This is a genomic window from Bradyrhizobium sp. 26S5, from assembly GCF_036923295.1.
In the GTDB taxonomy this organism is placed as follows: Bacteria; Pseudomonadota; Alphaproteobacteria; order Rhizobiales; family Xanthobacteraceae; genus Bradyrhizobium; species Bradyrhizobium septentrionale.
The window spans coordinates 6,070,176-6,094,424 of sequence record NZ_CP145948.1 but is presented as its reverse complement, the minus strand read 5'-3'; the positions used below and the strand labels follow the sequence as shown (position 1 = coordinate 6,094,424).

Annotated in this window: 22 protein-coding genes; 10 read left to right on the top strand and 12 right to left on the bottom strand. The window is 65.2% G+C overall.

Translation table 11 applies throughout. The annotated features are described in order from the left end of the window. Positions 1 to 10 precede the first annotated feature (10 nt). From V5279_RS28650 to V5279_RS28625, 6 genes are all read right to left on the bottom strand, one after another. Positions 11 to 2,368, bottom strand: a complete 2,358-nt coding sequence (locus tag V5279_RS28650) for an Orn/Lys/Arg decarboxylase N-terminal domain-containing protein (RefSeq protein ID WP_338690311.1) — start codon at positions 2,366 to 2,368, stop codon at positions 11 to 13. A 99-nt stretch (positions 2,369 to 2,467) separates the two neighbouring features. Then, positions 2,468 to 2,893 carry a cupin domain-containing protein gene (locus V5279_RS28645; protein ID WP_338690309.1) on the bottom strand — a complete coding sequence of 142 codons (426 nt, stop codon included), beginning with the start codon at positions 2,891 to 2,893 and terminating at the stop codon, positions 2,468 to 2,470. Positions 2,894 to 3,215: 322 nt separating this feature from the next. Then, complete coding sequence (locus V5279_RS28640; RefSeq protein WP_338690307.1) at positions 3,216 to 3,824, bottom strand: tetratricopeptide repeat protein; 609 nt, start codon at positions 3,822 to 3,824, stop codon at positions 3,216 to 3,218. Positions 3,825 to 4,202: 378 nt separating this feature from the next. Further along, complete coding sequence (locus V5279_RS28635; RefSeq protein WP_338690305.1) at positions 4,203 to 5,936, bottom strand: adenylate/guanylate cyclase domain-containing protein; 1,734 nt, start codon at positions 5,934 to 5,936, stop codon at positions 4,203 to 4,205. Between the two features lie 144 nt (positions 5,937 to 6,080). Further along, positions 6,081 to 6,635, bottom strand: a complete 555-nt coding sequence (locus V5279_RS28630) for a PAS domain-containing protein (protein WP_029080117.1) — start codon at positions 6,633 to 6,635, stop codon at positions 6,081 to 6,083. A 450-nt stretch (positions 6,636 to 7,085) separates the two neighbouring features. Then, positions 7,086 to 7,379, bottom strand: coding sequence for a GIY-YIG nuclease family protein (locus tag V5279_RS28625; RefSeq protein WP_338690301.1), 294 nt, complete (start codon positions 7,377 to 7,379; stop codon positions 7,086 to 7,088). Between the two features lie 209 nt (positions 7,380 to 7,588). On the opposite strand from V5279_RS28625, the gene V5279_RS28620 reads away from it, so the two are divergent. Continuing rightward, on the top strand, positions 7,589 to 8,386 hold the full coding sequence (locus tag V5279_RS28620; protein ID WP_338690299.1) for a rhomboid family intramembrane serine protease: 798 nt from the start codon (positions 7,589 to 7,591) through the stop codon (positions 8,384 to 8,386). A 188-nt stretch (positions 8,387 to 8,574) separates the two neighbouring features. Beyond that, positions 8,575 to 9,003 carry a CBS domain-containing protein gene (locus V5279_RS28615; RefSeq protein WP_166297671.1) on the top strand — a complete coding sequence of 143 codons (429 nt, stop codon included), beginning with the start codon at positions 8,575 to 8,577 and terminating at the stop codon, positions 9,001 to 9,003. Between the two features lie 3 nt (positions 9,004 to 9,006). Here V5279_RS28615 and V5279_RS28610 read toward each other — a convergent pair whose 3' ends face one another. Next, positions 9,007 to 10,056, bottom strand: a complete 1,050-nt coding sequence (locus V5279_RS28610; RefSeq protein WP_035976625.1) for a patatin-like phospholipase family protein — start codon at positions 10,054 to 10,056, stop codon at positions 9,007 to 9,009. 265 nt (positions 10,057 to 10,321) lie between these two features. On the opposite strand from V5279_RS28610, the gene V5279_RS28605 reads away from it, so the two are divergent. Both V5279_RS28605 and V5279_RS28600 read left to right on the top strand, forming a co-directional pair. After that, positions 10,322 to 11,401: a hypothetical protein gene (locus V5279_RS28605; RefSeq protein ID WP_338690292.1), complete on the top strand. Its 1,080-nt coding sequence runs from the start codon at positions 10,322 to 10,324 to the stop codon at positions 11,399 to 11,401. A 181-nt stretch (positions 11,402 to 11,582) separates the two neighbouring features. Continuing rightward, complete coding sequence (locus V5279_RS28600; RefSeq protein WP_338690290.1) at positions 11,583 to 14,066, top strand: putative bifunctional diguanylate cyclase/phosphodiesterase; 2,484 nt, start codon at positions 11,583 to 11,585, stop codon at positions 14,064 to 14,066. A gap of 107 nt (positions 14,067 to 14,173) precedes the next feature. Here the strand turns inward: V5279_RS28600 and V5279_RS28595 are convergent, their stop codons facing one another. Both V5279_RS28595 and thrS read right to left on the bottom strand, forming a co-directional pair. Next, positions 14,174 to 14,737: a nitroreductase gene (locus V5279_RS28595; protein WP_338690288.1), complete on the bottom strand. Its 564-nt coding sequence runs from the start codon at positions 14,735 to 14,737 to the stop codon at positions 14,174 to 14,176. Positions 14,738 to 14,821: 84 nt separating this feature from the next. Next, positions 14,822 to 16,867, bottom strand: coding sequence for a threonine--tRNA ligase (thrS, locus tag V5279_RS28590; RefSeq protein WP_338690285.1), 2,046 nt, complete (start codon positions 16,865 to 16,867; stop codon positions 14,822 to 14,824). 229 nt (positions 16,868 to 17,096) lie between these two features. Between thrS and V5279_RS28585 the strand changes: the two genes are divergently transcribed. Together V5279_RS28585 and V5279_RS28580 are read left to right on the top strand one after the other, a co-directional pair. After that, positions 17,097 to 18,398, top strand: a complete 1,302-nt coding sequence (locus V5279_RS28585) for a hypothetical protein (RefSeq protein WP_338690282.1) — start codon at positions 17,097 to 17,099, stop codon at positions 18,396 to 18,398. Between the two features lie 112 nt (positions 18,399 to 18,510). Beyond that, on the top strand, positions 18,511 to 19,644 hold the full coding sequence (locus V5279_RS28580; protein ID WP_338701420.1) for an MFS transporter: 1,134 nt from the start codon (positions 18,511 to 18,513) through the stop codon (positions 19,642 to 19,644). Between the two features lie 114 nt (positions 19,645 to 19,758). Here the strand turns inward: V5279_RS28580 and V5279_RS28575 are convergent, their stop codons facing one another. Together V5279_RS28575 and yidD are read right to left on the bottom strand one after the other, a co-directional pair. Continuing rightward, complete coding sequence (locus tag V5279_RS28575; protein ID WP_338690280.1) at positions 19,759 to 19,926, bottom strand: hypothetical protein; 168 nt, start codon at positions 19,924 to 19,926, stop codon at positions 19,759 to 19,761. Positions 19,927 to 20,061: 135 nt separating this feature from the next. After that, on the bottom strand, positions 20,062 to 20,373 hold the full coding sequence (yidD, locus tag V5279_RS28570; protein ID WP_029080127.1) for a membrane protein insertion efficiency factor YidD: 312 nt from the start codon (positions 20,371 to 20,373) through the stop codon (positions 20,062 to 20,064). A gap of 283 nt (positions 20,374 to 20,656) precedes the next feature. Here yidD and V5279_RS28565 point away from each other — a divergent pair, with 283 nt between their 5' ends. Next, positions 20,657 to 21,574 carry a hypothetical protein gene (locus tag V5279_RS28565; protein ID WP_414645843.1) on the top strand — a complete coding sequence of 306 codons (918 nt, stop codon included), beginning with the start codon at positions 20,657 to 20,659 and terminating at the stop codon, positions 21,572 to 21,574. Between the two features lie 21 nt (positions 21,575 to 21,595). On the opposite strand, the gene V5279_RS28560 is transcribed toward V5279_RS28565, so the two are convergent. Further along, positions 21,596 to 22,042 carry an iron-sulfur cluster assembly scaffold protein gene (locus V5279_RS28560; RefSeq protein ID WP_029080129.1) on the bottom strand — a complete coding sequence of 149 codons (447 nt, stop codon included), beginning with the start codon at positions 22,040 to 22,042 and terminating at the stop codon, positions 21,596 to 21,598. Positions 22,043 to 22,283: 241 nt separating this feature from the next. Between V5279_RS28560 and folE the strand changes: the two genes are divergently transcribed. From folE to V5279_RS28545, 3 genes are all read left to right on the top strand, one after another. After that, on the top strand, positions 22,284 to 22,964 hold the full coding sequence (gene folE / locus V5279_RS28555; protein ID WP_338690270.1) for a GTP cyclohydrolase I FolE: 681 nt from the start codon (positions 22,284 to 22,286) through the stop codon (positions 22,962 to 22,964). Between the two features lie 28 nt (positions 22,965 to 22,992). Continuing rightward, positions 22,993 to 23,421, top strand: a complete 429-nt coding sequence (gene hisI, locus V5279_RS28550; protein ID WP_338690268.1) for a phosphoribosyl-AMP cyclohydrolase — start codon at positions 22,993 to 22,995, stop codon at positions 23,419 to 23,421. Between the two features lie 204 nt (positions 23,422 to 23,625). Then, complete coding sequence (locus tag V5279_RS28545) at positions 23,626 to 24,237, top strand: c-type cytochrome (RefSeq protein WP_338690266.1); 612 nt, start codon at positions 23,626 to 23,628, stop codon at positions 24,235 to 24,237. Positions 24,238 to 24,249: the final 12 nt, after the last annotated feature.

The window sequence follows — 24,249 nt, the reverse complement described above, 5'->3', positions numbered from 1 at the left end:
GTCCGTTCGCCTATTCGGACACGACATAGGTGTAGAAGCGGACGCGGCCGGAATCATCGATCTCCTTGTAGATGCCCTGCACCTCGACCTCGAAGCCGGGGAACGCGTTGAAGCTCGCCTCGAACATCCGCAAGTAATCGATCATCGGCTTGCTGCGTTCCGACAGCCGTTCGCCGGGCACGATGGTGGCAATGCCGGGCGGATAGACCACGAACGGAGTCGCGGCGGTGCGGCCGAAAATCTGGTCGATCGGCAGGTAGTCGACGTCGTTGCGGATCAGATATTGCGCCGCCTCGCGCGGCGACATCGCGATCTCGGGGAGATGTTCAGGCAGGAATTGCTTGGCCTGCAGTGTGCTGACGCCCCCGTCCCGGAAGAAACGGTGCATGTCGCCGCAGAGGTCGCGCAGCCGAACCCCGGTGTAGCGTTGGGGGCGGCGGCGGAAGAATTCGGGGATGACATCCTCGACCAGCGCGTTGTCGTCATGCAGCTTCTTGAAGGCGACGAGTCCAGAGACCCGCGTGCCGGCCTTGCTGGCCTCGACGCCGGGTGTCAGCAGGAAGAGCAGGGAGTTGAGGTCGTTCTTCTCGGCGACGATGCGGTTCTCGCGCAGATATTGCGCCACCACGGGGGCGGGGATGCCGTGGTCGGCATAGGCACCGGTGGCATGGTCAAAGCCGGGCGTCAGCAATGTGAGCTTGTTCGGGTCGGTCATGGCAAAGCCCGCCGTCAGCTCAGGGAAGCCGTGCCACGCCTCGCCAGGGTTGAGCTGCCAGTAGGACGGATTGGTCGCAAGCTGATCGGTCGAGATCGTCTCCCAGGCGACATTGTGGACGCCGTTCTCGCGCGCGACGTCCGGGATCATGACGCGATCGGGCACGAAAGGTTCGAAGAACCAGCGCCGCTCCGCGCGCGTCTCCTTCTCCTCGAACTCGCGTTTGACGGCACGGATCTTCTTGCGCAGCTCGATGCCGAGCCGGATCGTATCGTCCCACAGCACTTCGCCGGAGCGGCCCTTCATCATCTGCGCGCCGACGTCGAGCGAGGCGAAGATGGGATAGAACGGCGAGGTCGAGGCGTGCTGCATGAAGCTTTCGTTGAAGCGGCGGTGCTCGACGCGGCGCTTCTGCCCCTTGATGTGGCGGTCGCGGATGTGGATCTGCGAGGCCTGCGAGAAGCTCGCGAGCTGCTTGTGGGTCGATTGGGTGGCGATGATGCCGGGCGCCTCGGGGCCGAGATCGGACAGCCCCATCGCGAAGCGGCCGGAATAGATCGGGTGGAATTTCATGAAGCCGGCCCAGGCCTCGTCGAACAGGATGTAGTCGCAGAGATGGCCGATCCGCTTCAGGATCATCTCGGCCGAATGGATGGTGCCGTCATAGGTGCACTGCTCGACCACGGCGACGCGGAACGGGCGTTCCTTCTTCCAGGCGTTCTCGTCCTTGACCAGCGGGTGCTTGCGGATGTGGTCGCGCAAGCTCCCCTCGTCGAGCAGGTCCCAGCGCATCGGGCCGATCAGGCCCCAGGCGTTGCGCACGGTGGGCACGTAGACCGGGATGCCGCCGCCGATCAAAAGCGCGCCGTGATGCGCGGCCTTGTGGTTGTTGCGGTCGAACAGCACGAGGTCGCCATCGGTGACCAACGATCCCAGCGCGACCTTGTTGGAGGTCGAGGTGCCGTTGAGCACGAAATAGGTCTTCTCGGCGCCGAAGATCCGCGCTGCCTCCTTCTGCGCCTTCAGCGCCGGCCCCTCATGGGTGAGCAGGTCGCCGAGGTCGAGCACGGAATTGTCGAGGTCGTCGCGGAACACGGCTTCGCCGAGATGTTCGACGAACACGCGGCCGATCGGGCTGCGGCTGTAGAACACGCCGCCATTGTGGCCCGGGCAGGTCCAGAGCTGGTTGCCTTCCTCGGCATAGTCGACCAGGGCGCCGAAGAACGGCGTCTTGAGGTTCTCGGCATATTGCTTGAGCCTGGAGATCAGGTTCTTGGCGATGAAGGGCGGGGTTTCCTCGGACAGGAACACATAGCCGTCGATGAAATCGAGCACCTCGACCGGCAGGTCCTCGAACCGCTTGCGGCGGATCAACAGGATGATCGGGAAGTCGAGGCCGCGCCGGCGCATCAGGTTGATCAGCGCTGCGGTCTTGCCTTCAAGTCCCTTCTTGCCCCAGTCGACCACCATGCAGCCGATCGCAGCATCAGTCTGCACCGCGATCTCGGCGTCTTCCAGCTTGCGGGTGCGGACCACCTCGAAGCCGGAGCGCTCGATCTCGGCGATGATCTGGTTGAAGCGGATGCCCTCGAGGTCGTCGGCCTCGAACACCGGCGCGGCGAACAGGAAGTTGAAGCGTTTGAAATAGTCCATGCGTGTCCCCGAACTGGTCCGGCTGAACCTGTCGGCACAATTCATGACAATCAGATGACAATGGGCGGGATGGCTCCGGCGCAGCGAAGAATCCGTATGTTATCCCGCCACCGGCACCACCAGGCCGTAGCGCAGCATCGTCTCCTTCATCTTCGCCGGATCGGGCGCGCCGCCGGCCATCAGCGCGGCCATCTCTTTGAAATATTGCGGGCCCAGCGCACCGGGGCTCAGCAGGCACAGACAGGTCGCCGGACCGTTCGAGCGGTTGGTGAAACCGTGCACGATGCCGCGCTTGATGAACACGGTCTCGCCGGGAGCGAGGTCGATGTCCTTGCCGTCGACCCGCCAGGTCGAGACGCCGGACAGGCCGTAGATCGTCTCGTCCCAGCTCTCGTGATAATGCGGGATCGGCATTCGTGCATTCGGCGCCAGCGTCATCTCGAACAGGTCGATGCTGCCGCCGGTCGTGTCCTTGCTCTCCAGGAATTTGAGCTGCAGCGCGCCAATATCGATCAGTTCGGGCATGGTGTCCTCGCGTGTGGTTCGCGGGCCACGATAGCGGATGGTGTGCGGCGAGGCGAATCGCGCTGGGCGGGCGTGTCAGTGTCTCGACGAATCCGTTGGGGCGCGCGGAAGCTAGCCGGCGAAGACATCAATCGAAATGGCACAATTCCGTAAAACCGGACACGCGGATGTCCGCGCACAAGCGGCGTGTCCGCCGCAATTGGTAGCCTGGATGAGCGGCAGCGACATGCGGGGGCGGTCCTGCCGCGCATGTCGTGGAGCCTGTCATCAGTCGCGCACTTTGCGCGACCCGTTGGCTCATGCGGGCTACACGCTGACGCGCTCAGTAGACCAGGTTCGTGCCCGGCGGCTTCTCGAGCGCCGCCGCCAGCGTGCGATACTCCTCGCAGTCGGTGCCGCAGATATCGGCGATCCGGCTCAGATGATACTGCGCCTGGTCGCGGTTGCCCTGTTCGATCTGCCACAGGCCGTAATAGTTCCACGTCAGCACGTGGTTCGGATCGGCCTTCAGCGCGCGCTCGTACCAGACCTGCGACTGCTTGTAGTCGCCGAGCTTGCGATAGGAATAGCCGATCAGATTCGCGACGTTCGGATGATCGTCACGGCCGAGCGCGTGCAGCTGGTCGATCGCGGCGGCGTAGTCGTTGCGTTCGTAGATCGTCGCATAGGCCGCGCGATAGGCATCGCGGAATGCCGGATCGTCGAAGCCGGATTGCTTGGTCGGCTTCTTGACCCGGTGCGTGCTCTTCCTGCCTTTCTCCTGAGGGTAGGATGGCGCCGGAGTGTCGTAGCTCGATCCGTAGGGATTTCCGCCGCCACCTCCGCCTCCACCACCTCCACCGGCCGCGACGGCAGTCTGCGGTGGAAACAGGATGATCGGCGCTGTCAGAAATGCCGCAAGCATTGCGAGCTTCATCGGTGACTTGATCATGCACACCTCCCGATTCGACGTGGACAGTCGTTGGTCAGAAGCACTAACTCCCGATCGCGGGAGACATTCCGCTCGTTCTGAAAGATTGTCTGCGCGGCAGCCGATGCGGCAATCCCACTGTCGCTTCAGGACGTCGCGGCTGCACATGCCTGCTGGCCGAGTGTGTTGTTCGCACCATCGAACGGCAGAGTCGAAACTAACATCGGTGTTAGAATTGCGCCGGTCGTGCGAGGTCTGTGCGAAGGGCGAGCCAGCGTCAACGCGTGTAGCCCGGATGAGCGTAGCGATATCCGGGGTCTCACTTCGCCGCATATCGCGGAGCCTGTCATCGGGTGCGCCTTCGCGCGACCCATCGGCTCATGCGGGCGACAACCGTCGCTACTTCTGCTCCATATGCCAGGCGCCGTCCCAATCCGCGGCCGGCGGATTTTGCATGAAGCCTGCGACACGCGTCTTCATGGCGATCGACGGTCCGTCGCCGGGCACTGCAGCGAGCGCCGCGGCAAAGGCGGTCTCGGCGTCATCCCAGCGCCGGTCGCGATAGGCGGCGAGACCATCCGCGTAGTGCTGCCGCAACTCGGTCTGCGCCGGCGTCAGCTCGTCCTTCTTGCCGATGATCTCGAACACCGCGACCGGCTGGCTCTGGCCCATCACGACGAGACGGTCGATCTCGCGCAGCTCGATGGTCGCGGCGCAGGCGCTCGCGGTGGCCTCCGAGATCAGGCTGCGGCTGCCGTAGAACTTGTTGGCGCCTTCGAGCCGCGAGGCGAGGTTCACGGTATCGCCGAGCACCGTGTAGCTCATCATGAACTCGGAGCCGATGCTGCCGACCAGCGCCTCGCCGGTGGCGATCCCGATCCTGATGTCGCAGTCGGTCGGGATCGCGCGCACGCCGAGCAGTTCGGGCAGATCCTTGCGGAGCTGGCTGACCTGGCCGATCATGTCGATGGCGGCAAGCGCGGCCAGATGGGTCTGCTCGGCCTCCTCGACGAAGGGGGCGCCCCAATAGGCCATGATGGCGTCGCCGATATATTTGTCGATGATGCCGTGATGCGCATGGACCGGCGCGGACATCGTCGACAGATAAAGATTCATGATCTTGACGAGGCCGCTCGGCGTCACGCCTTCGCTCAGGCTGGTGAAGCCCTTCATGTCGCAGAACATCACCGTCATGACGCGGCGCTGTCCTTCGGTGGCGGCGATCGCCGGCTGTTCGAGCAGGCCCTCCGCGATCCGCGGATTGATGTAGCGGCCGAAGGTCTCGCGGATGCGCTGGTTGTGGCGCAGCGTCTCGATCATGCGGTTGAAGGCGGCGGAGAGCTGGCCGATCTCGTCCTGGGTCGTGATGGCGATGGCGCCGTCGAGGCGGCCGGCCTCGACCTCGCGGGTGCCCTCCAGCAGGCGCATCACCGGGCGCGTGATGCCGCTGCCGACCAGCATCGCGAACACGAAGCCGAGGATCGCGGCAATCGCGGTGACGACGCCCGAGATGATGATCGCCCTTTGCTGCGCGGACATCACCTTGGCCGCGGCCGAGCCGACCTGCGCCAGCATGTCGGAACGGATGCCCTCGATCCTGGCATTGAATTCGTCGCGCAGCGCGTCGGCGCGAAGCGTGGTCTCGCGCGCGGCCGTAAAGTCCTTGGCGTCGAGTTGCCCGAGCAGCGTCTTGTTCTCCGCGTTCAGACGCATCAGGAGGTCGTTGACGGCATTGTCGATGCGGTCATCGAGGCGCCCGAGCGCGGCATTGTCGGAGGGGGTCGAGGGATCGGCGATGATCGCATCGATCAGCACCCGCGCGGCATCGGCCTCGCGCTTGATCAGCGGCTCGATCTCGTCGAAGGTCTTGCGCGCGCTGTCGTAGCCGGTCTCTTCGCCGGGCGCCTGCATCTTCGCCATCATCATCCGGCGCATCGCCAAAGACCGCTCCAGCGCGCGGATGTTGACGCGGGCGAGATGGCCGTAGGCGGGGATGTAGCGGTTGGTGAGCTCGTCGAGGAGATGGCCGACCTGACCCGCCATCACCATCGACAGCAGCGAGGTGATCACCGCGAGGATGATGAGCCCCGTGGCGATGCCGACGATCTTCTGCCTGATCGAATTTCGAAACATGCCCGGCCCTGCCGCGGCTGCAATAGGCGGGTGTATCCCGCCGTGGCGGCGAAACAGCTAATAGAGTTCCGCGGGCTGCGGTGCAAGCGACGACCGGCGCCCGCTATCCCGTCCCTGTCCCCGGGCCCGGTTCGGGGCGCGGAGCTAGCGCAGGCCTTCGTAGACCATCAGGCCGCGGGCGATCGCGAGCTTGCGCAGGGCCCGTGGCACAAACCGTTCCTGGGGATGCAGGTAACGCCACGAGGTCAGCACCAGGTCGCGCAGCCGGGTGACGTCGTCCTCGAACGGGGCGAGCAGGCCGGTCAGGCTCGCCGGCGTATGGACGCGGGCGGTGAAGGGGAGCAGCAGCAACTCAAGATGCGCCTTGGACCCGGTCTCGGTCGTGGCGGTGACGCCGGCGATGGCCGGCAGGGTCTCTTCGACGACGCAGGTGATGATGTCTTCGATCTCGCCGCGACTGGTATCGGTGAACAGGGCGGAAAAACTGCGGTTCTTGAGGTCGCAGCCGAGCAGGGCGGAGGTGCGGGTGCCGGCGACGCGGAACGGAAAGCGGGTTTCGCCGTCATAGGCCAGCACGAAGATGTCGGACAGCAGCTCGCGCACCGCGGACGGCTCAAACTCACTCCGGTCAGGTGCACGTGCGGTGCCGCGCTTCGCATTCCAATAAGCGAAGTACTCGCGGCTGGAGCTGTGTTTCATCTAAAGAACCTTGCCCGGCGCCTGTCTCGGCGGGACACATCTGTCCCGGTTTTGCTCAGGCGCCTTCCCTTCTCTGTTGTGCAGGGAAGGCTGTGCAGCGTCCATGCCGCGGCCGCGCTTTGGGCGGCTTATCGGCAGCTTTGTGTTGTTAACGTAAATTTAACTATGTCCTTGGCGCCCGTGGAACCTCCGCGTAGGGTCCGCGCGTTCCCGTTCGCCGGCTGCCCCAAGCGCCGGCGTGGTTGGTACACAGGTGGCGTCAAACAGCTTGGTCATCGTGCGGGGAGGGGTGGGGATGTTCTCCCGATCCCTCTGGGACACGAGAAGACCAGCCGATCAGGGAGGGCGTTCTCAGCGTCCTCCCTTTTCTTTTCGCCAGGATATCGTGTCCCGGACGCAGTGCGGCGCGAAGCGGCGCGCTGCAGAGCCGGGACCTATGCCAGACCCCAATCAAGAATTGAGCTGATCAGACAGATCTCGCCAATCCGGATTGAGCCCCTCAATCAGCTTGATCTTCCAGGCACGACGCCATCGTTTGAGGGCATGTTCACGCGAGCGCGCCTCCAGAACGGATTCGAATACCTCGAAGTAGACCAGCTGATCGACGTTGTATTGTCGCGTGAAGCCCGGGACGAGCTTCGCCTTGTGCTCAGCGATTCGGCGCGCAAGATTGTTTGTAACGCCTACATAGAGGGTCCCATTTTGCCCGCTCGCGAGGATGTAAACGAAGAATTGCGTGCTCATCTTGGAGCAATGGATGCGGAAAGCGCCCTAAGTTTCGCAAGTTTAGGGAGCATTGCCAATTTCCATGGGTCCCGGCTCTGCATCGCACCACTGCGTGCTGCGACGCGTCCGGGACACGAGAGGTGTCCGATTTCGGGATTGTGCACTTGCACAGTGGTGTCAAAGCCGCCTATCTCTGATTCACCGCCGCATGCGAGGTCGCCGACCCCTTGGACTCCCATCCCGAATCCCCGCTCGCGCCGCCGCCGGAGGCGCCGCGCGAGCCGATCCTGACGTTGCCGCCGGCGCTCACCGCCTACATCCTCCTGATCGCGGTGATCCATCTGCGGGTGCTGCTGCCGCCGGAGATGGAAAACTGGACCATCGACGTCTTCGGCTTCATCCCGAAGCGCTACGATTCGACGCTGCTCGACATCACCTTCCCGGGCGGGGACGGCGCCAAGGTCTGGACCTTCGTCACCTATTCGCTGCTGCACGCCAACCTCACCCACATCGCCTTCAACGTGCTGTGGCTGCTGCCGTTCGGCAGCGCGCTGGCGCGGCGCTTCGGCGCGGTGCGCTTCTTCGTCTTCATGGCGGTGACGGCGGCCGCGGGCGCGCTCGCGCATCTGCTGACCCATGAGCACGCGATTGCGCCGATGATCGGCGCATCGGCGTCGGTGTCGGGCACGATGGCGGCGGCGATCCGCTTTGCCTTCGTGAAGGGTAGCTTCCTGTCATTCAACCGGGGCGACGCCGAGGCGGCCGCCAAGGTGCCTGCGCTGTCGCTGTGGCGGGCGCTGCGCAACGGACGGGTGCTCGCGTTCCTGGCGATCTGGTTCGGCGTCAACATCCTGTTCGGCGCCACCTCGTTGTCGCTCGGCGGTGAGGGCGCGAGCGTCGCCTGGCAGGCCCATATCGGCGGCTTCCTCGCCGGGCTGTTGCTGTTCTCGCTGTTCGATCCGGTCCCGCGCGGGCGGGACGATGCTGCAGATGCGTCGTCGGTGGATCAGTCGGGGCGCGTCTGATCGCCGCTTGCGGCTCGGATCGAATTCCTCCATCATCTTTGCGACGCAGAAACAAAGCGGGCCGACAGATAGAGCCCTGCTACTGACCGCGCCCCGGAACCGAAATCGGCGCGGAACTGTTGATTGAAGACTCTGGCGAACAGGCGCGACCTCCTCAAAGGGGCGCCGACGGATTCAGGGAGACGACAATGACGGTACGTTCCATTCTCGATGCAAAGGGCCATCAGGTGATGAGCGTCGCGCCAGGCGCGAAGCTCTCGGCCGCGGTCAAGCTGCTCGGCGAGCGCAAGATCGGTGCGGTGCTGGTGATTGAGCAGGGCCGCATGGAGGGTATCCTGTCGGAGCGCGACATCGTTCGCGTGATCAGCGAGCGCGGCGCAGGCGCACTGGACGAGCCGGTGAGCGCGGTGATGACCAGGAAGGTCGTGAGCTGCCGCGAGTCCGACACTGTCAGCGGCCTCATGGAGGTGATGACCACCGGCAAGTTCCGCCATCTCCCTGTTGTCGAGGACGGCAAGGTGGTCGGGCTGATCTCGATCGGTGACGTCGTCAAGCGCCGCGTGCAGGAATACGAGCACGAGCAGGAGGCGCTGCGCGACTACATCAAGACCGCCTGAGCGCTATTTCCCTGACGTGCCGGCGCCGGTCGACGGCGGCGCCAGGATCTCGATCGCTTCCTCGATCGCGCCGATGGCGCGCTCGGCCGCGCGGATGCCATGCGCGATCAGGTCGTCGGCGCGGTGGAAGTCGAACCAGCCGATCTGGCCGACCCGCGGCGAGATCAGCATGTCGGGCGGATCGCCGGCGAGGCGTGCGCGGGTGATACGGTCCTGCATGATGTTGAAGGCGTCGACCATGACGCTGGAGATCCCGGGACGGCTGGCGCTGCCGAAAAACTCCCGTTTCACGGTGCGTTCGGCCGAGAAGAAGCGGCCGAAGCGCCGCTTCGGCGGCTCCGGTTCGATTTCTGCCTCGGCAGTCACCGCGACCGTCACTTCGGGGGCTGGGGCCGTCGCGCCGTGATTGTAGATCGTGGTCGAGTGCGCGAACACGTCGCTGGAAAGGTTCGCCGCGATCACGATCTCGGCGCCGAGCGCACGCGCGGCCGAGACCGGCACCGGGTTGACCAGCGCGCCGTCGACCAGCCAGCGGTCGCCGATCAGGACCGGTGCGAAGATGCCGGGCAGGGCGTAGGAGGCGCGCATGGCGTCGACCAGGGGCCCCTGGGTCAGCCAGATCTCGTGGCCGGTCCGCACCTCGGTGGCAACGCTTGCGAACTTGACCGCGAGGTCCTCGATCATGGATTTTCCGAGGGCGCCCTCGATCTCGGCGGCCAGTTTGGCGCCGCCGATCAGTCCGGAGCCGTTGAGGCGGATGTCGAGGTAGCCGAGCACGCTGCGCGGCTGCAGGCTGCGGGCCCATTTCTCCAAAGTATCAATATGGCCGGCCGCATAGGCGCCACCGACCACCGAGCCGATCGAGGTGCCGACCACGACGTTGGGGACGATGCCGTGGGCCAGCAGGGTCTTGATGATGCCGATATGGGCAAAGCCGCGAGCGGCGCCGCCGCCGAGCGCAAGCCCGATCACCGGCCGGCGAACCGTTCCCAGTCCTACCTTGTCGGGGCCGTCGGAGCTCTTGTGGCCTCGGCCCATCCAGCTATCCAACACGACAAATCTCCTGCCAGCGCGAGACTAGGCCCCGCAGCAGGGCTGCGCCAGCGTCGTCCAACTTCATGGTTATTCCCGAAGGCATAATTCATGCCCGGCCCGATCGCGGTAGGCAGGGATTGTGACTGGACCGCGACCTTGCGGCTAACATCGGCTGATCGGCCGGTTCCAAATGGGGGACGGCGGCCCCAGGACTGTGACAAAGCCTTGGACGCCCCTTGGACGAAGGCTTGAATTTGCCGCGTTTTCGTTGAAAAGCATGGTGATGACTTCGAGGGGCAACGGCATCGGCGGATGCGGGCGGGGCGCGCGGCTCCTTCCGCAGCTGGCGCTTGCGGCATTTTTGCTCGCCCTGATCCCTGCTTCCGTCTCGGCGCAATTCTTCAGCGACCGGCCGCCGCCGATCCCGCCGGCCTCGGTGCCCGAGGTGGCGCCGTCCGGCCCGGCGCTGAATCTGGCGCCGCCCTCGGGGTCCGGTTCGGGGCCCGTTCTGCCCGGTCCGCTGACCCAGCCGACCATCGTCCAGCCGTCGATTGCGACCACGCCGCCGGCGGCGCCGCCTCCGACCGGCGCCGCGCCGACTGCGGGGCAGGCGGTGCTCTCGTTGACGGCGCGCTACGGCAAGGACCTGCCGGTGATCAATGCCGGGCTGGTGTGGCGGGTGTTCGCCGACAAGCCCGACGACAACGGCACCTACAAGCTGATCCGCGAGGAACGGGGGGCGACGCCCAACCTCGTGCTGCCGCCCGGCAATTACGTCGTCCACGTCGCGCTCGGCCTCGTCAGCGCGGTGCGCGCGGTCAGCCTGAAGTCGGAGACCGACCGCGAGTCCTTCGTGCTGCCGGCCGGGGGCCTGCGGATCGAAGGCCGGGTCGGCACCAGCAAGATCCCGGCCAACCAGATTTCGTTCGCGATCTACAAGGGCAGCCAGTTCGACGGCTCCGATCGCGGTGCGCTGGTGCCCAACGTCGCCGCCGGCGACGTCGCGCTGCTGCCCGAGGGCACCTACTACATCATCTCCAACTATGGTGACGCCAACTCGGTGGCGCGTTCCGACATCCGCGTCGCGGCCGGCAAGCTGACCGATGTCACCGTCACCCATCGCGCGGCCGTCATCACGCTCAAGCTGGTTAGCGAGAAGGGCGGCGAGGCGCTCGCCAACACCGCGTGGTCGGTGATCACGCCGGGCGGCGACGTGATCAAGGAATCGATCGGCGCGTTCCCACGTGTCGTGCTGTCCGAAGGCGAGTATCGCGCGATCGCCAAGAACGAGGGCAAGGTGTTCGAGCGTCCCTTCAACGTCGTCAACGGCGTCGATGGCGAAGTCGAGGTCGTGGCGCGTTGACGCCTGACAGGGCTGCATTTCATGCAGCTGTCATAGTCTCTAATCCGAGCTAACCATCGCGCGAATTTGAGCCGTCACAATCGCTCGCCGCGACGCGCGGCCTCGCTATTTTTACATGACGTTAAGCCGCGGCATGACTTGGATGCCATGGGGATTTGCGTTTGCGTGAACGGGGCGTGCCATGATCATGGCCAACAAGAAATCAGTAAAGACATCGGCCAAACTCAATTCGGAGATGTTCGCCGACGTTCCGGTTCTGCAGCGCAAGTGGCAGGCCGCGGTCCGTCCCGGTGACAAGCTGCCGCACTATGAAGACGTCATGCTCGGCAGCCTCGGCCGGCTCGCGGATCACATCGTGCTGCTGCGCAACGTTGACGGCGTGCTCAGCGTGTCTCACACCGGCCGCTACGTCCAGACCTGGCTGAACGATGAGCGCTGGGACATTCCGCTCAGCGCGCTGCCGCCGGATTGCGCAACCGCGTTGACCGAAGCCGCTGCAAACGCGCGCGAGAACTGCAGGCCCTATCTCGCGTCGGCGCATTGCGTGCGCGACGGTCTGGTGCGGACCTTTGACGTGCTGGCGCTGCCGACGCGGTCGCGCTGGGGCGGCATCCTGGTCGGCGTCTATGTCAACGAGCGCAATGCGCAGTACAATCTTCTCGATACGATTTTCTCGGCCACCGACGAGGGCGTGCTGTCGCTTGCCGCCATCCGCGATGCGCGGGGCGAAGCGGCCGACTTCCAGATCGTGCATCTCAACCAGGGCGCGGCAAGGCTGCTGATGCAGCCCGCGACCGACTTGCTGTGGCGCCGGCTCAGCGCCGGCGGCAATCCGCTTGCGGCGCCATTGGTGATGAACCGTCTGCGTCGATTCGTCGGAAGCGGTCCCGGCGGCCAGTTCGAGATCGACAGCGGCGATCGCTGTCTGCGGCTCGGCGTCACAGCGTTCGGCGACATGCTGTCGCTGACGGTCTCCGACGTCACCGCGTTGAAGCGGCGCGAAGAGTCGTTCCGTCTGCTGTTCGAGAACAACCCGATGCCGATGTGGGTGTTCGCCGCCGACACGATGGAATTCCTCAGCGTCAACGACGCTGCCGTTCAGCACTATGGCTACAGCCGCGACCGATTCCTCGGCATGACGCTGCGCGAGATCTGGCCGGAAGATGAGTGGAGCGTGCACAGCGCCGCGCTGCGCGAGATCGGCGACGTCTATCAATCGAGCCGCGACTGGCGGCATATCAGGGCCGACGGCACCGAGATCCACGTGCTGACCTTCGGACGCAAGGTGACCTTCGAGGGCCGCGACGGCTATCTGGTCGCGGTGGTCGACATCACCGAGCGCCGGGCCGCCGAAGCGCGGATCGCGCACATGGCTCACCATGACGGGCTCACCAATTTGCCGAACCGCGACTTCTACCAGGAGCGCTTGCGCGAGGCGCTGGAGCGCGGCCGGCCCAGTAGCAAGCGCGTTGCGGTGATGTGCCTCGATCTCGACCTGTTCAAGAACGTCAACGATTCGTTCGGGCATCCGATGGGCGACAGGCTGCTCAAGCTGGTGGCGGAGCGGCTGCGCGAGGTGGTCCGCGACGACAATGTGGCGGCCCGTCTCGGCGGCGACGAGTTCGCGGTCGTGCTCGCCGCCGACGTCTCGCCGAACGAAGCGAGCGGCTTTGCCGAACGGCTGATCGACGTGCTGAGTGCGCCCTACAGGATCGACGGGCTCGAGGTCGTGGTCGGCGCCAGCATCGGGATCGCGCTGTCGCCGGGCGACGGCACGACTTCCGAAGAGTTGATGCGCAATGCCGACATGGCGTTGTATCGCGCCAAGTCCGAGGGCGGCGGCGTGCACCATTTCTTCGAACCCGAGATGGACCAGCAGGCGCAGAAGCGCCGCGACATGGAGCGCGATTTGCGCGCGGCCTTCAACAACGGCGAGTTCGAGCTGCACTACCAGCCGCTGGTCGACATTGAAGCCGACCGCATCAGCGGCTTCGAGTCGCTGCTGCGCTGGCAGCACCCGCAAAAGGGCATGGTCTCGCCGGCGGAGTTCATCCCGGTTGCGGAAGACATCGGCCTGATCGTCGCGCTCGGCGAATGGGTGCTGCGCGAAGCCTGCGCCGAGGCGATGAAGTGGCCCGCCGACGTCAAGGTCGCGGTCAATCTGTCGCCGGTGCAGTTTCGCAGCCGCCATCTGGTCCAGGCCGTGATCTCGGCGCTGGCGCATTCCGGCCTGCCGGCTCGGCGGCTCGAGCTCGAGATCACCGAGTCGGTGTTCCTGGCGGAGACCGAAGCCAACCTGGCGATCCTGCACCAGCTGCGCGAGCTCGGCGTCAGCATCTCGATGGACGATTTCGGCACCGGCTATTCCAGCCTCAGCTATCTGCGCAGCTTCCCGTTCGACAAGATCAAGATCGACCGCTCCTTCGTGAAGGATCTGGCGCGGCGCTCCGACTGCCTCGCCATCGTGCGCGCGATCTCCGGCCTCGGCCGCAGCCTCAAGATCACCACGACGGCGGAAGGGGTCGAGACAACGGACCAGCTCGACTGGCTGCGCGCCGAAGGCTGCAACGAGGTGCAGGGTTTCCTGTTCAGCGCGGCGAGGCCGGCGGGCGAGATCGCGGCGCTGCTGAGCGGCTTTGCGGCACGCGCGTCGAAGGCGGCGTGAGCCTCCACGCGTCATGGCCGGGCTTGACCGGGCCATCCATCGTTCTTCAGAAGAGTCTTTCGGTGATGGATTGCCGGGTCAAGCCCGGCAATGACAGGTCTACGGTTTCAAAACCGCGTCACGATATCCGACAGCGCCGGGCGCGGGCGATCCTCGCTCGGTTTGGTCGGCGTGCCGATGTGGATCAGGCCGGCGAGCTTCTCATCCGGCTTCAGGCCGAGACCGTCGAGCACGTCGCGGTCGAAGGCAAACCAGCCGGTCAGCCAGCAGGCGCCGTAGCCGAGCGCGGTCGCCGCCGTGACGATGTTCATGGCGCTCGCGCCCGCCGACAATTCCTGCTCCCACGGCGGCACCTTCGGGTGCGGCTTGGTGAAGGAGACCACGCCGATCACCAGCGGCGCGTCGGTCAGGCGCTTCTTCTCGACCTCGATGTCGGCGGCCGGTGCGCCGGGATTCTTGCGGGCGAACACCTTTGCGATCACGTCGCCGGCGCGCGAGCGGGCGTCGCCCTCGAACACGATGAAGCGCCACGGCGCAAGCTTGCCGTGGTCCGGCACGCGCGCGCCGATCGTCAAAATGGTCTCGAGCTCGGCCGCGGACGGGCCGGGCCCGGTCATCTCGCGAGGTTTCATCGAGCGGCGTGTCTTCAACAGTTCAATGGCATCGGGCACGGAAATGTCCTTCAGGGGGAGTCGTGCCCCCAAGATGGGGGCACGAGCTGTCAGACGAAAGCCAGTTTAGACCGATTGTGAAGATCAGGCGACGGTTCGCGCCCGTTTCACGTCCGGCGGCGTCGCTTCGTCGACCAGCGCGGCGATCGCCTCGTCGGTCGGCATCACGGTCTGGCGCTCGCTGCCGAGGCGGCGGACCGAGACCGAATGTGTCTCGGCTTCCTTCTTGCCGACCACGAGCAGGGCCGGGATCTTGGCCAGCGAATGCTCGCGGACCTTGTAGTTGATCTTCTCGTTGCGCAGGTCGATCTCGACCCGCAGGCCGGCGCGGCGCGCCGCTGCCGCCACCACCTTGGCGTACTCGTCGCCTTCGGAGGTGATGGTCGTGACCACAAGCTGCGTCGGCGCCAGCCAGAGCGGGAAGTTGCCGGCATAGTGCTCGATCAGGATGCCGATGAAGCGTTCCATCGAACCGCAGATCGCGCGGTGCACCATCACCGGCGCCTTCTTCGAGCCGTCGTGATCGATGTAGAACGCGCCGAACCGCTCCGGCAGGTTGAAATCGACCTGGGTCGTACCGCACTGCCAGTCGCGGCCGATGGCGTCGCGCAGCACGTACTCGAACTTCGGCCCGTAAAACGCGCCTTCGCCCGGATTGATCTCGGTCCGGATCCGGTTGCTGCCCTTGGCCTTGATCTCCGACAGCACGGTCGCCATCACGCGCTCGGCGTGATCCCACATCTCGTCGGTGCCGACCCGCTTCTCCGGCCGGGTCGAGAGTTTCACCGTGAGTTCGCCGTCGAAGCCGAAATCGGCGTAGGTCGACAGGATCAGGTCGTTGATCTTGAGGCACTCCTCGGCGAGCTGCTGCTCGGTGCAGAACACATGGGCGTCGTCCTGGGTGAAGCCGCGCACCCGCATCAGGCCGTGCATCGCGCCCGACGGCTCGTAGCGATGCACCACGCCGAACTCGGCAAGCCGCAGCGGCAGGTCGCGATAGCTCTTCAGCCCGTGCTTGAATATCTGCACATGGCCCGGGCAGTTCATCGGCTTCAGCGCGAACCAGCGCTTGTCCTCGGCCTCGTCGCCGGCGGATTGCGCCGCGAACATGTTCTCGCGGTACCAGTCCCAGTGGCCAGACGTTTCCCACAGCGCCTTGTCGAGGATCTGCGGGGCGTTGACCTCGTTGTAGTCGCCGAGCAGCCGGCGCCGCATATAGGCGATCAGCTGCTGGAAGATGGTCCAGCCCTTCGGGTGCCAGAACACCACGCCGGGGCCTTCCTCCTGGAAGTGGAACAGGTCGAGCTCGCGGCCGAGCTTGCGATGGTCGCGCTTCTCGGCTTCCTCGATCTGCTTGAGGTAAGCGTCGAGGTCTTCCTGCTTGGCGAAGGCCGTGCCGTAGATGCGGGTCAGCATCGGATTGTTGGAATCGCCGCGCCAATAGGCGCCGGCCACCTTCATCAGCTTGAAGGCGTTGCCGATCTTGCCGGTCGAGGTCATGTGCGGGCCGCGGCAGAGATCGAACCAGTCGCCCTGGAAATAGATCTTGATCGGCTCGCTGCCGGGAATGGCGTCGACCAGCTCGACCTTGAAGGCCTCGCCCTTGTCGCGGAACACCTGCTTGGTCTTCTCGCGATCCCAGACTTCCTTGGTGAACGGCTTGTCGCGCGCGATGATCTCGCGCATCCGCTTCTCGATGGCGGCAAAATCTTCCGGCGTGAACGGCTCGTTGCGGAAGAAGTCGTAGTAGAAGCCGTTCTCGATCACCGGGCCGATCGTGACCTGGGTGCCCGGCCACAGCGACTGCACGGCTTCGGCAAGCACATGCGCGGCATCGTGCCGGATCAGTTCCAGCGCGCGCGGGTCGTCGCGGTTGACCAGTTCGATCCTGGCGTCGGTTTCGATCGGATCGTTGAGATCGGCAAGCGTGCCGTCGAGCGCCATCGCGACGGTGCGCTTGGCGAGTGAGGGCGAGATGCCCCTGGCGATGTCGAGGCCGGTGGTGCCTCTGGCGAATTCGCGGGTCGCCCCGTCTGGAAAGGTGAGGGCGATCTTGTGCAAGGGTTCTGCGGGCTTGAGGTTGGAGAGGCTGTACTGGAATCCGGATTCGGATTTGGGCGTATCAGTCATCGAAGGCTCCTGGAGCTCACTCCTGCGAACGAGCGCAGGTAAGCGGGAAAGCAGCGGTATAGCAGGGGATTTGGCGCCTGCAATCCGACAATATCAAGAAAATGGGCCTCTGGCCGCACCGAATCGAGCGAAGCTCGCCTGCACCGGATGCCGCCCAACATTGCGACCGCGGCCATCATCGTCTAACGTCGAAAGCCCGTTTTCCGCCATCGCGCGATCCGCAAGGTTCATGTTTTCCCGTCTCCTGTTTTTCGTGGCGTTGCTTCTGATCCCCGCCGTTTTGCGGGCGGAAGAAACACCGGTCGAGAAGGCCGGATTTGCGAAGCGGCTCACGATCTATCTTGCAAGGGGACCGGCAAACGCCTGCGGCGCCGGCTGCGATCGCTGGATCGCCATCGAAGGCGAGATCGATCGGGACGCCGCGGCGCGGATTCGTCGTTTCCTCGCCGGCGTCAAGGACACCCAGCTTCCGATCTACCTTCATTCACCGGGCGGCAACGTCGAGCAGTCCTACGCGATCGCGCGGCTGCTGCGCGCGCGCAAGGCGGTCGCTCGGGTCGGCCGCACCAGCGTGCCGGCATGTTCCACCGGCACGCAGGTCGATGCCGCCTGCCTGAAGATCAAGAGTGCGAAGGGGGAGGTCGAGGCCGAGCTCGCCACGCGCAACGCGATGTGCGTTTCGGCCTGCGCCTATCTGTTCCTGGGCGCGACCAGCCGCGAAGTGGCGCCCGATTCGGTGGTCGCGGTGCATAACTCCAAGCTGATGTTCGTGGTTCACGGGCATCCGCCGCCGCAGGTCGTTGCGGACTTCAGGAGGCGCGAGATGGTGAGCGCCGATCGCGACCGCAATGCATTCCTCGCCGCGATGGGGATCAGCCGTGAGCTCAGCGAGCTGATCCGGACCGTGAAATACGAGAACCTGCATGTGCTGACGCGGCCGGAACTCTATCGATTTGGAATCGATACGCGGCCGTTGCCGGAAACCCTGTGGGCGGTGGAGAAGGAAACACGGCCCTATGTCCGCAAGATCGCCCAGCAGAAGAAGGCCGACGGCAGCGCGTTCCGCATGATGGAGTGGCGCCTGCTTTGCGAGAACAAGGACCGCGGGCGGCTGATGTTCGTGCGCGAGTTCGACGAGGGCGCCGCCGGCAAGAGCACGGTAGTGATGACGGCCGGCGCCGACAAGACTGTCGCCTTCGGCAGATTGCCGGCACGGTTCGGCAAATACGAGGTCTGGAGCGACGCGGTGAGCTCGGACACCGTCAAGGCGATGCTGGCGGCGCCGCATCTGCAGGTCGGCGAGAGCACACCGTCCTCCGATGCCAAATCCGATCCCAAGTCCGACGCCAAGTCTGACCCTAAGCCCGGCTTGGTGACATTCGACATCGACACCACCGGGCTGGAGCAGGGATGGACGCAGCTGTTGGCGTCGTGCCCGGCGGCAACTGCCGGCCCGAAGCCTGCGAGCCCGTTCCCGGCCGTTGTGTCGCCGAGCGTCAACGCCGCGCCGGCGGCATCGCCGTCGCCGTGAGCGCAATCGATCACGTGTCATATCGGTCAAGTGCCATGCATTTAGATGCAGTTGCATTGATTTTGGGGTCTGCTATCAACGCGGCGTGAAACGCTTCGCTCCCACTGCATTGATGCTCGGCAACATCGTCACCGGCTGCTCGGTGCTGGCGCCGGCAGGCATGCTGGCGGAACTGTCCGGCGGGCTCGGCGTCACGATCCACACCGCGGGTCTTCTGATCACCTTCGGCGCGATCGTGCTGTGCGTGGGATCGCCGGTGACGGCGTGGCTGACCAGCCGGATCGAACGGCGCGCGCTGCTGACGGCGACGCTTCTGGTGCTGACGCTGACCAATGCGGCATCCGCCTTCGCACCGGATTACAACAGTCTCCTGATCATCCGCATGGTGATGCTCGCAGTCGGCGTGCTCTACACGCCGCAGGCGGCCGGCACCGCGGCGTTGATCGTGCCGGTGGAGAAGCGCGGCAGCACGATCGCCTATATCTTCCTCGGCTGGTCGCTTGCGGCTGCGATCGGGCTGCCGTTGATTGCCTTCATCGCAAGCCGTTACGGCTTTCGCGCGACCTACGGCGCGATCGCGCTGACCGGGCTCGCAAGCTCTTTGCTGCTGTGGTGGCGGCTGCCTGGCGGATTGCATGGCGCGCCGGTCGACTTGAGGACCTGGGCCGATCTCGCCCGCAACCCGACCGTCATCATGCTGCTGTCGATCACGACGTTGCAGATGTCCGGCCAGTTCGTGGTGTTCACTTTCATGGGGCCGCTGCTCGCCAAGCTGACCGGCGCCAATGCCGACGCCATCGGCATCGTGTTCGCGCTCTACGGCATCTTCGGCTTTGTCGGCATCGCGATCGCAACGCGCATCGTGGACTCCTGGGGCGCCTGGAAGACGTCGGTGCTGTTCACCGCACTGCTGCTCACCGGCGTGGCCGGCTGGGCGCTGAGCGCCGGCGCCTATGCATTGATGGCCGCCTCGGTTGCGGTGTGGGGCCTCGGATTTGCGTCGACGAATTCGATGCAGCAGGTGCGCCTGGTCGGTGCGGCGCCGGCGCTCGCCGCGGCGTCGGTCTCGCTCAATACCTCGGTGCTGTATATCGGCCAGGCCATCGGCTCCGCGATCGGCGGATTGCTGTTCGCGCGCGAATGGCTCCTCAGTGCGGGCTATGTGGCCACGGCGTTCGTCGCGGCGGCGCTTGCGATCGTGGTCGTCACGCGGCCGCGGTCGGCCGCGCGCGCCGCCGCCGAGTGAGCTTCCTTTTTGACGCGGCGCTGAGGTTGTTCGCGGGGAGTGCAGTTCGTTGCTCGACCGGCCTCTGCAGCGACTTCCGGTTTTGCTCCAGACCGGAGGCCGACGCCTCGTCCATCACCACTTCACGCTTTGGCTCGGCACGATGAACGCCGTCGTGCTCGGCCTGTTCGGATTGTGGGTGAAGTAGCCGTAGGCCGCGACGATCACGACCAGCAAGGCAAGCACGGCCAGCAAATCGATCTGCCGGGGATCGTGACCGTTGTGGCTGATTTTCCAGCGCATTGTTGTTTCCTCCCCAAGGGACAACACGGGGGCGATGAAACAATGCACCAAGTATCGCCACAGTTCCGCCGGACAGCAATGCGCGTCGCGCTTGGCAGCGCCGCAGCAACTCCTCAATTCTCGTTGACGCTGGCGTCAACCCTCGTTGACGCCGCGCCAACGGCCATAGCGCCATGGCAGATACCAGTGTGCCCCGGGAGGCCTCGTCTGCGGGACATTGTCGATCCCGGAGGTGCCCCAGGGCTGGCAGCGCAGCAGTCTTGCCAGCGTCATCCACCCGCCACCCCACAATCCGAAGCGTTCGATCGCTTCATCGCCATAGACCGAGCAGGTCGGCAGATGCCGGCAGTTGTAGCCGACCAGCGGCGACAGCGTGTGCCGGTAGATCCAGATCAAGGCGCGTCCGAAATTGCGCGGCAGGCGGCGCATGGAGGTGGCACAGTCCATGCATCGCGGATGGTGTGACGTTGAATGATCTGTCTGCGGCATACGCAAGTATTTACGTAGTCTTGCGGGGGTTCCAAGCCAAGGAACTGTTCTGCTGCAGATATTTACGCCACAGTTCGCAATTATCGCACAGCGCGGGTCGCGCTGCAGCAAAGGGCTCTATGGACGGTCCGGGTCAGCAACGCTACCGTTCTCATAACGCGCCGATGACAGAATCGCGGCGTATTGCCATGGGGCCATTGCCGCCGCTCGCGTCACCAAGGGCTTGGGGGAAGGAACCAAATTGAGGCTCGTGAACTCGCTTTCGTCGCGCAGTCGGGCGCTTATCGGCGCCGTTGCCCTTTGCTTCGCAGCTACCGGTTCCGTGACGACGCCGGGTCATTCGGCGCAGGCTGGCTCGACCCTCGAAGAACGCAAGCTGCCGATGAAGTTCAGCTGGATCGCATGCCAGCCGAATTGCCGGGGCTGGGTGTCGGCGGTCGGCATCATCACGGCCGACAGCCCCAAGGATTTCGACGAGTTCGCGCGCGGGCGCCAGCTCAGCGGCGCCACCATCGTGCTCGACTCCAGCGGCGGCTCGGTCAACGACGCGATCGCGCTCGGCCGCCGCTTCCGCGGTCTCGGCGCGCTGACCACGGTCGGCACCAGCATCGTCGATCAGGCGGCGGCGGGCGACCGCGCGAGCGTGCTGCCGGATGCCTATTGCGAATCGATGTGCGTGTTCCTGCTGCTGTCGGGCAAGACGCGTTACGTTCCGCCGGCCGCCCATGTCCGCGTGCATCAGATCTGGATGGGCGACCGCGCCGACGATGCCAAGGCCGCGAGCTACACCGCTCAGGACCTGATGATCGTCGAGCGCGATATCGGCCGCCTTGCCAAGTACACCTTCGACATGGGCGGCGCCGGTGAGCTGCTGTCGCTCGCGCTCAGCGTGCCGCCGTGGGAAGACCTGCATGAATTGTCGGCGGCCGAATTGCGACTGACCAATCTCGTCACGACAGATGCGGTCGCCGACGTGCTGCCGCGGCAGGACAGTGCGATCCCTGTCTCCGAAGCGAAGCCGAAGAACGCCGATCGCTTCGTGAGTAGCGCGATGGAAGGTGAGGGGCAGCCGCAGGTCGCCAAGGCGACCAAGACCGCCGAGGCCGTGGTGCCGACCGGCGGCACCGCCGCGCCGGCGCCGGTCCAGCCGTCTCAGTAAGGTCTAGGCTGGCAGTAAGGTCTACGCCGGCTGTTTTGCCTTGGCCTCGATCTGGCCGATCGCATCGACCACGGCATCGAAGGTCAGGAGCGTCGAGGCGTGGCGGGCCTTGTAGTCGCGTACCGGCTCGAGCAGCGCGATATCGGCCCATTTGCCGCCCTGCGGGGGCTGGCCGTTTTCCTTCAGCATCTTGCGGACCGTCTCGCGCAATTCGCGCAGCTCGTCCGCGGTCGAGCCCACCACATGGCTTGCCATGATCGAGGAGGAGGCCTGGCCGAGCGCGCAGGCCTTCACGTCATGGGCGAAGTCCGTCACCACCGGGCCGTCCATCTTGAGGTCGACCTTGACGGTCGAACCGCACAATTTGGAGTGGGCGGTGGCGCTGGCGTCCGGCTCGGCCAGCCGTCCGAGGCGCGGAATATTGCCGGCCAACTCGATGATCCGCTTGTTGTAAATGTCGTTCAGCATGGGGACAGATGCCTGGTTCCGGCGACGCCGGGCGCTCTTGGCGGCTGGGTTTCACCGTCCTATATATGGACGGCAGCGCCGGAAACATAGCCCGGCAATGCAGCGACCGCGGCACAGCTGCGCCGCGGCGGTGCTATAACGATGGGACTCAGGCGCCCGGCGGCTCGATGATCCGCCCCGTCTGCCCGGTGACACATCCGGCCCCGAGGGCAAATGCCAGGGCCGGTCGAACGGAGAAGACATGGACGCCTTGATCAAATCGATCCGCCCCAACAAGCCGACCGACGCCAAAGCCAGCGAGCTCGACCCCGCAGAATTTATGGCGGCGGCCGTCCGTGCCGACCAGCCGCGCCCGTCGCGGGCGGAAGCCGAGGATGCCGTAAAGACGCTGCTCGCTTATATCGGTGAGAACACCGGCCGCGAGGGCCTGCTCGACACGCCGCGCCGCGTCGTCGAGGCCTATGACGAGCTCTATCAGGGCTATCATCAGTGCCCGGCCGAGGTGCTGAACCGCACCTTCGGTGAGACCGCCGGCTACGACGATTTCGTCCTCGTCCGCGACATCGAATTCACCTCGCAGTGCGAGCATCACATGATGCCGTTCTACGGCAGGGCGCATATCGCCTATACGCCGGTGGAGCGCGTCGTGGGCCTCTCCAAGCTGGCGCGGCTGACCGACATCTTCGCCCGCCGCCTGCAGACCCAGGAGCATCTCACCGCCCAGGTCGCGGCTGCGATCGACGAGGTCCTGAAGCCGCGCGGCGTTGCGGTGCTGATCGAGGCGGAGCATACCTGCATGTCGGTGCGCGGCGTCGCCAAGCATGGCGCATCGACCTTCACCAGCCGCTTCACCGGCATGTTCCGCGACAACCCGGCCGAGCAGCAGCGCTTCCTGTCCCTGGTGCGAGGACCGAACCGGTAACCTCGCGTTTTCTTAAGCGAGGTTTTCCGTGTCCGCATCGACCCACGACCACGACCGCGAAGAGGGGCTGGACTTCCAGCCGAAATTCGACGCGGCAGGTCTCGTGACCTGCGTTGCGACCGATGTCGCGACCGGCGATGTGCTGATGGTCGCGCACATGAACGACGAGGCCCTGCGCAAGACGATCGCGACCGGCGAAGGCTGGTACTTCAGCCGCTCGCGCAATGCGCTATGGCGCAAGGGCGAGAGCTCGGGCCAGACCCAGCGCGTGGTCGAGATGCGGATGGATTGCGATCAGGACGCGGTGTGGCTCAAGGTCGAGCAGATCGGCGCCGCCTGCCACACCGGCCGGCGCTCCTGCTTCTATCGGGCAGTGAAGGGCGAGGGCGGCAATGTCAGCCTGTCCTTTGTCGATGCCGAGCGGCTGTTCGATCCGGCGCAGGTCTATCGCAAATAGATCATTGATCTGAATCAAAGTACAACGCGTCGAAGTCGTGCACTTCGTGGCCTCCTGTTACGCCATGCGCAAGCCATTGCGCATCGTCGTCACTGGGGGTGAACTGTGGCGCATCGCCTGATACCGCTTGTTGGGTTTATTGCCTGGGCTGTGTGGCCGATCGGTGCGGCGCAAGCGCAAACGGCGGAGCGTGCGCCGGACACGATGGCCGCGCGCGTCCTCGCCTGTGCGCCCTGTCACGGCGCCGACGGCGAGGGCACCAGCGACGCTTATTTCCCGCGGCTGGCCGGCAAGCCGGCGGGCTATCTCTACAATCAGCTGATCGCGTTCAGGGACGGACGGCGGAAATATCCGCCGATGAACTATCTGCTGGAGTTTCAGACCGACGACTACTTGAAGAAGATCGCCGAGTATTTCGCTTCGCTCAGGCCGGCATTTCCGCCGCCGGTCCCGCCGGTCGACAGCAAGGAGATCCTGGCACGCGGGGAATCGATCGTGAAGAACGGCGATCCACAACACGGCATTCCACCCTGTTCGGCCTGTCATGGTCCGGCATTGGGCGGCATGGAGCCCGGTATTCCCGGTCTGCTGGGCCTGCGCGCGGCCTATATCAGCGGCCAGCTCGGCGGCTGGCGCTACGGCACGCGGACGGCGCTCGCTCCCGATTGTATGCAGATCGTCGCAGGCCTCCTGACCGAGGACGACGTGAAGGCGGTGGCCGCCTACCTGTCGTCGCGTCCGGCACCAACAGATCCGTCCTTCGCGCCGCGAGGTAGCCTTCCGATGCCGCTCGAATGCGGCAGCGAACCGCACTGAAGGGATCGTGCC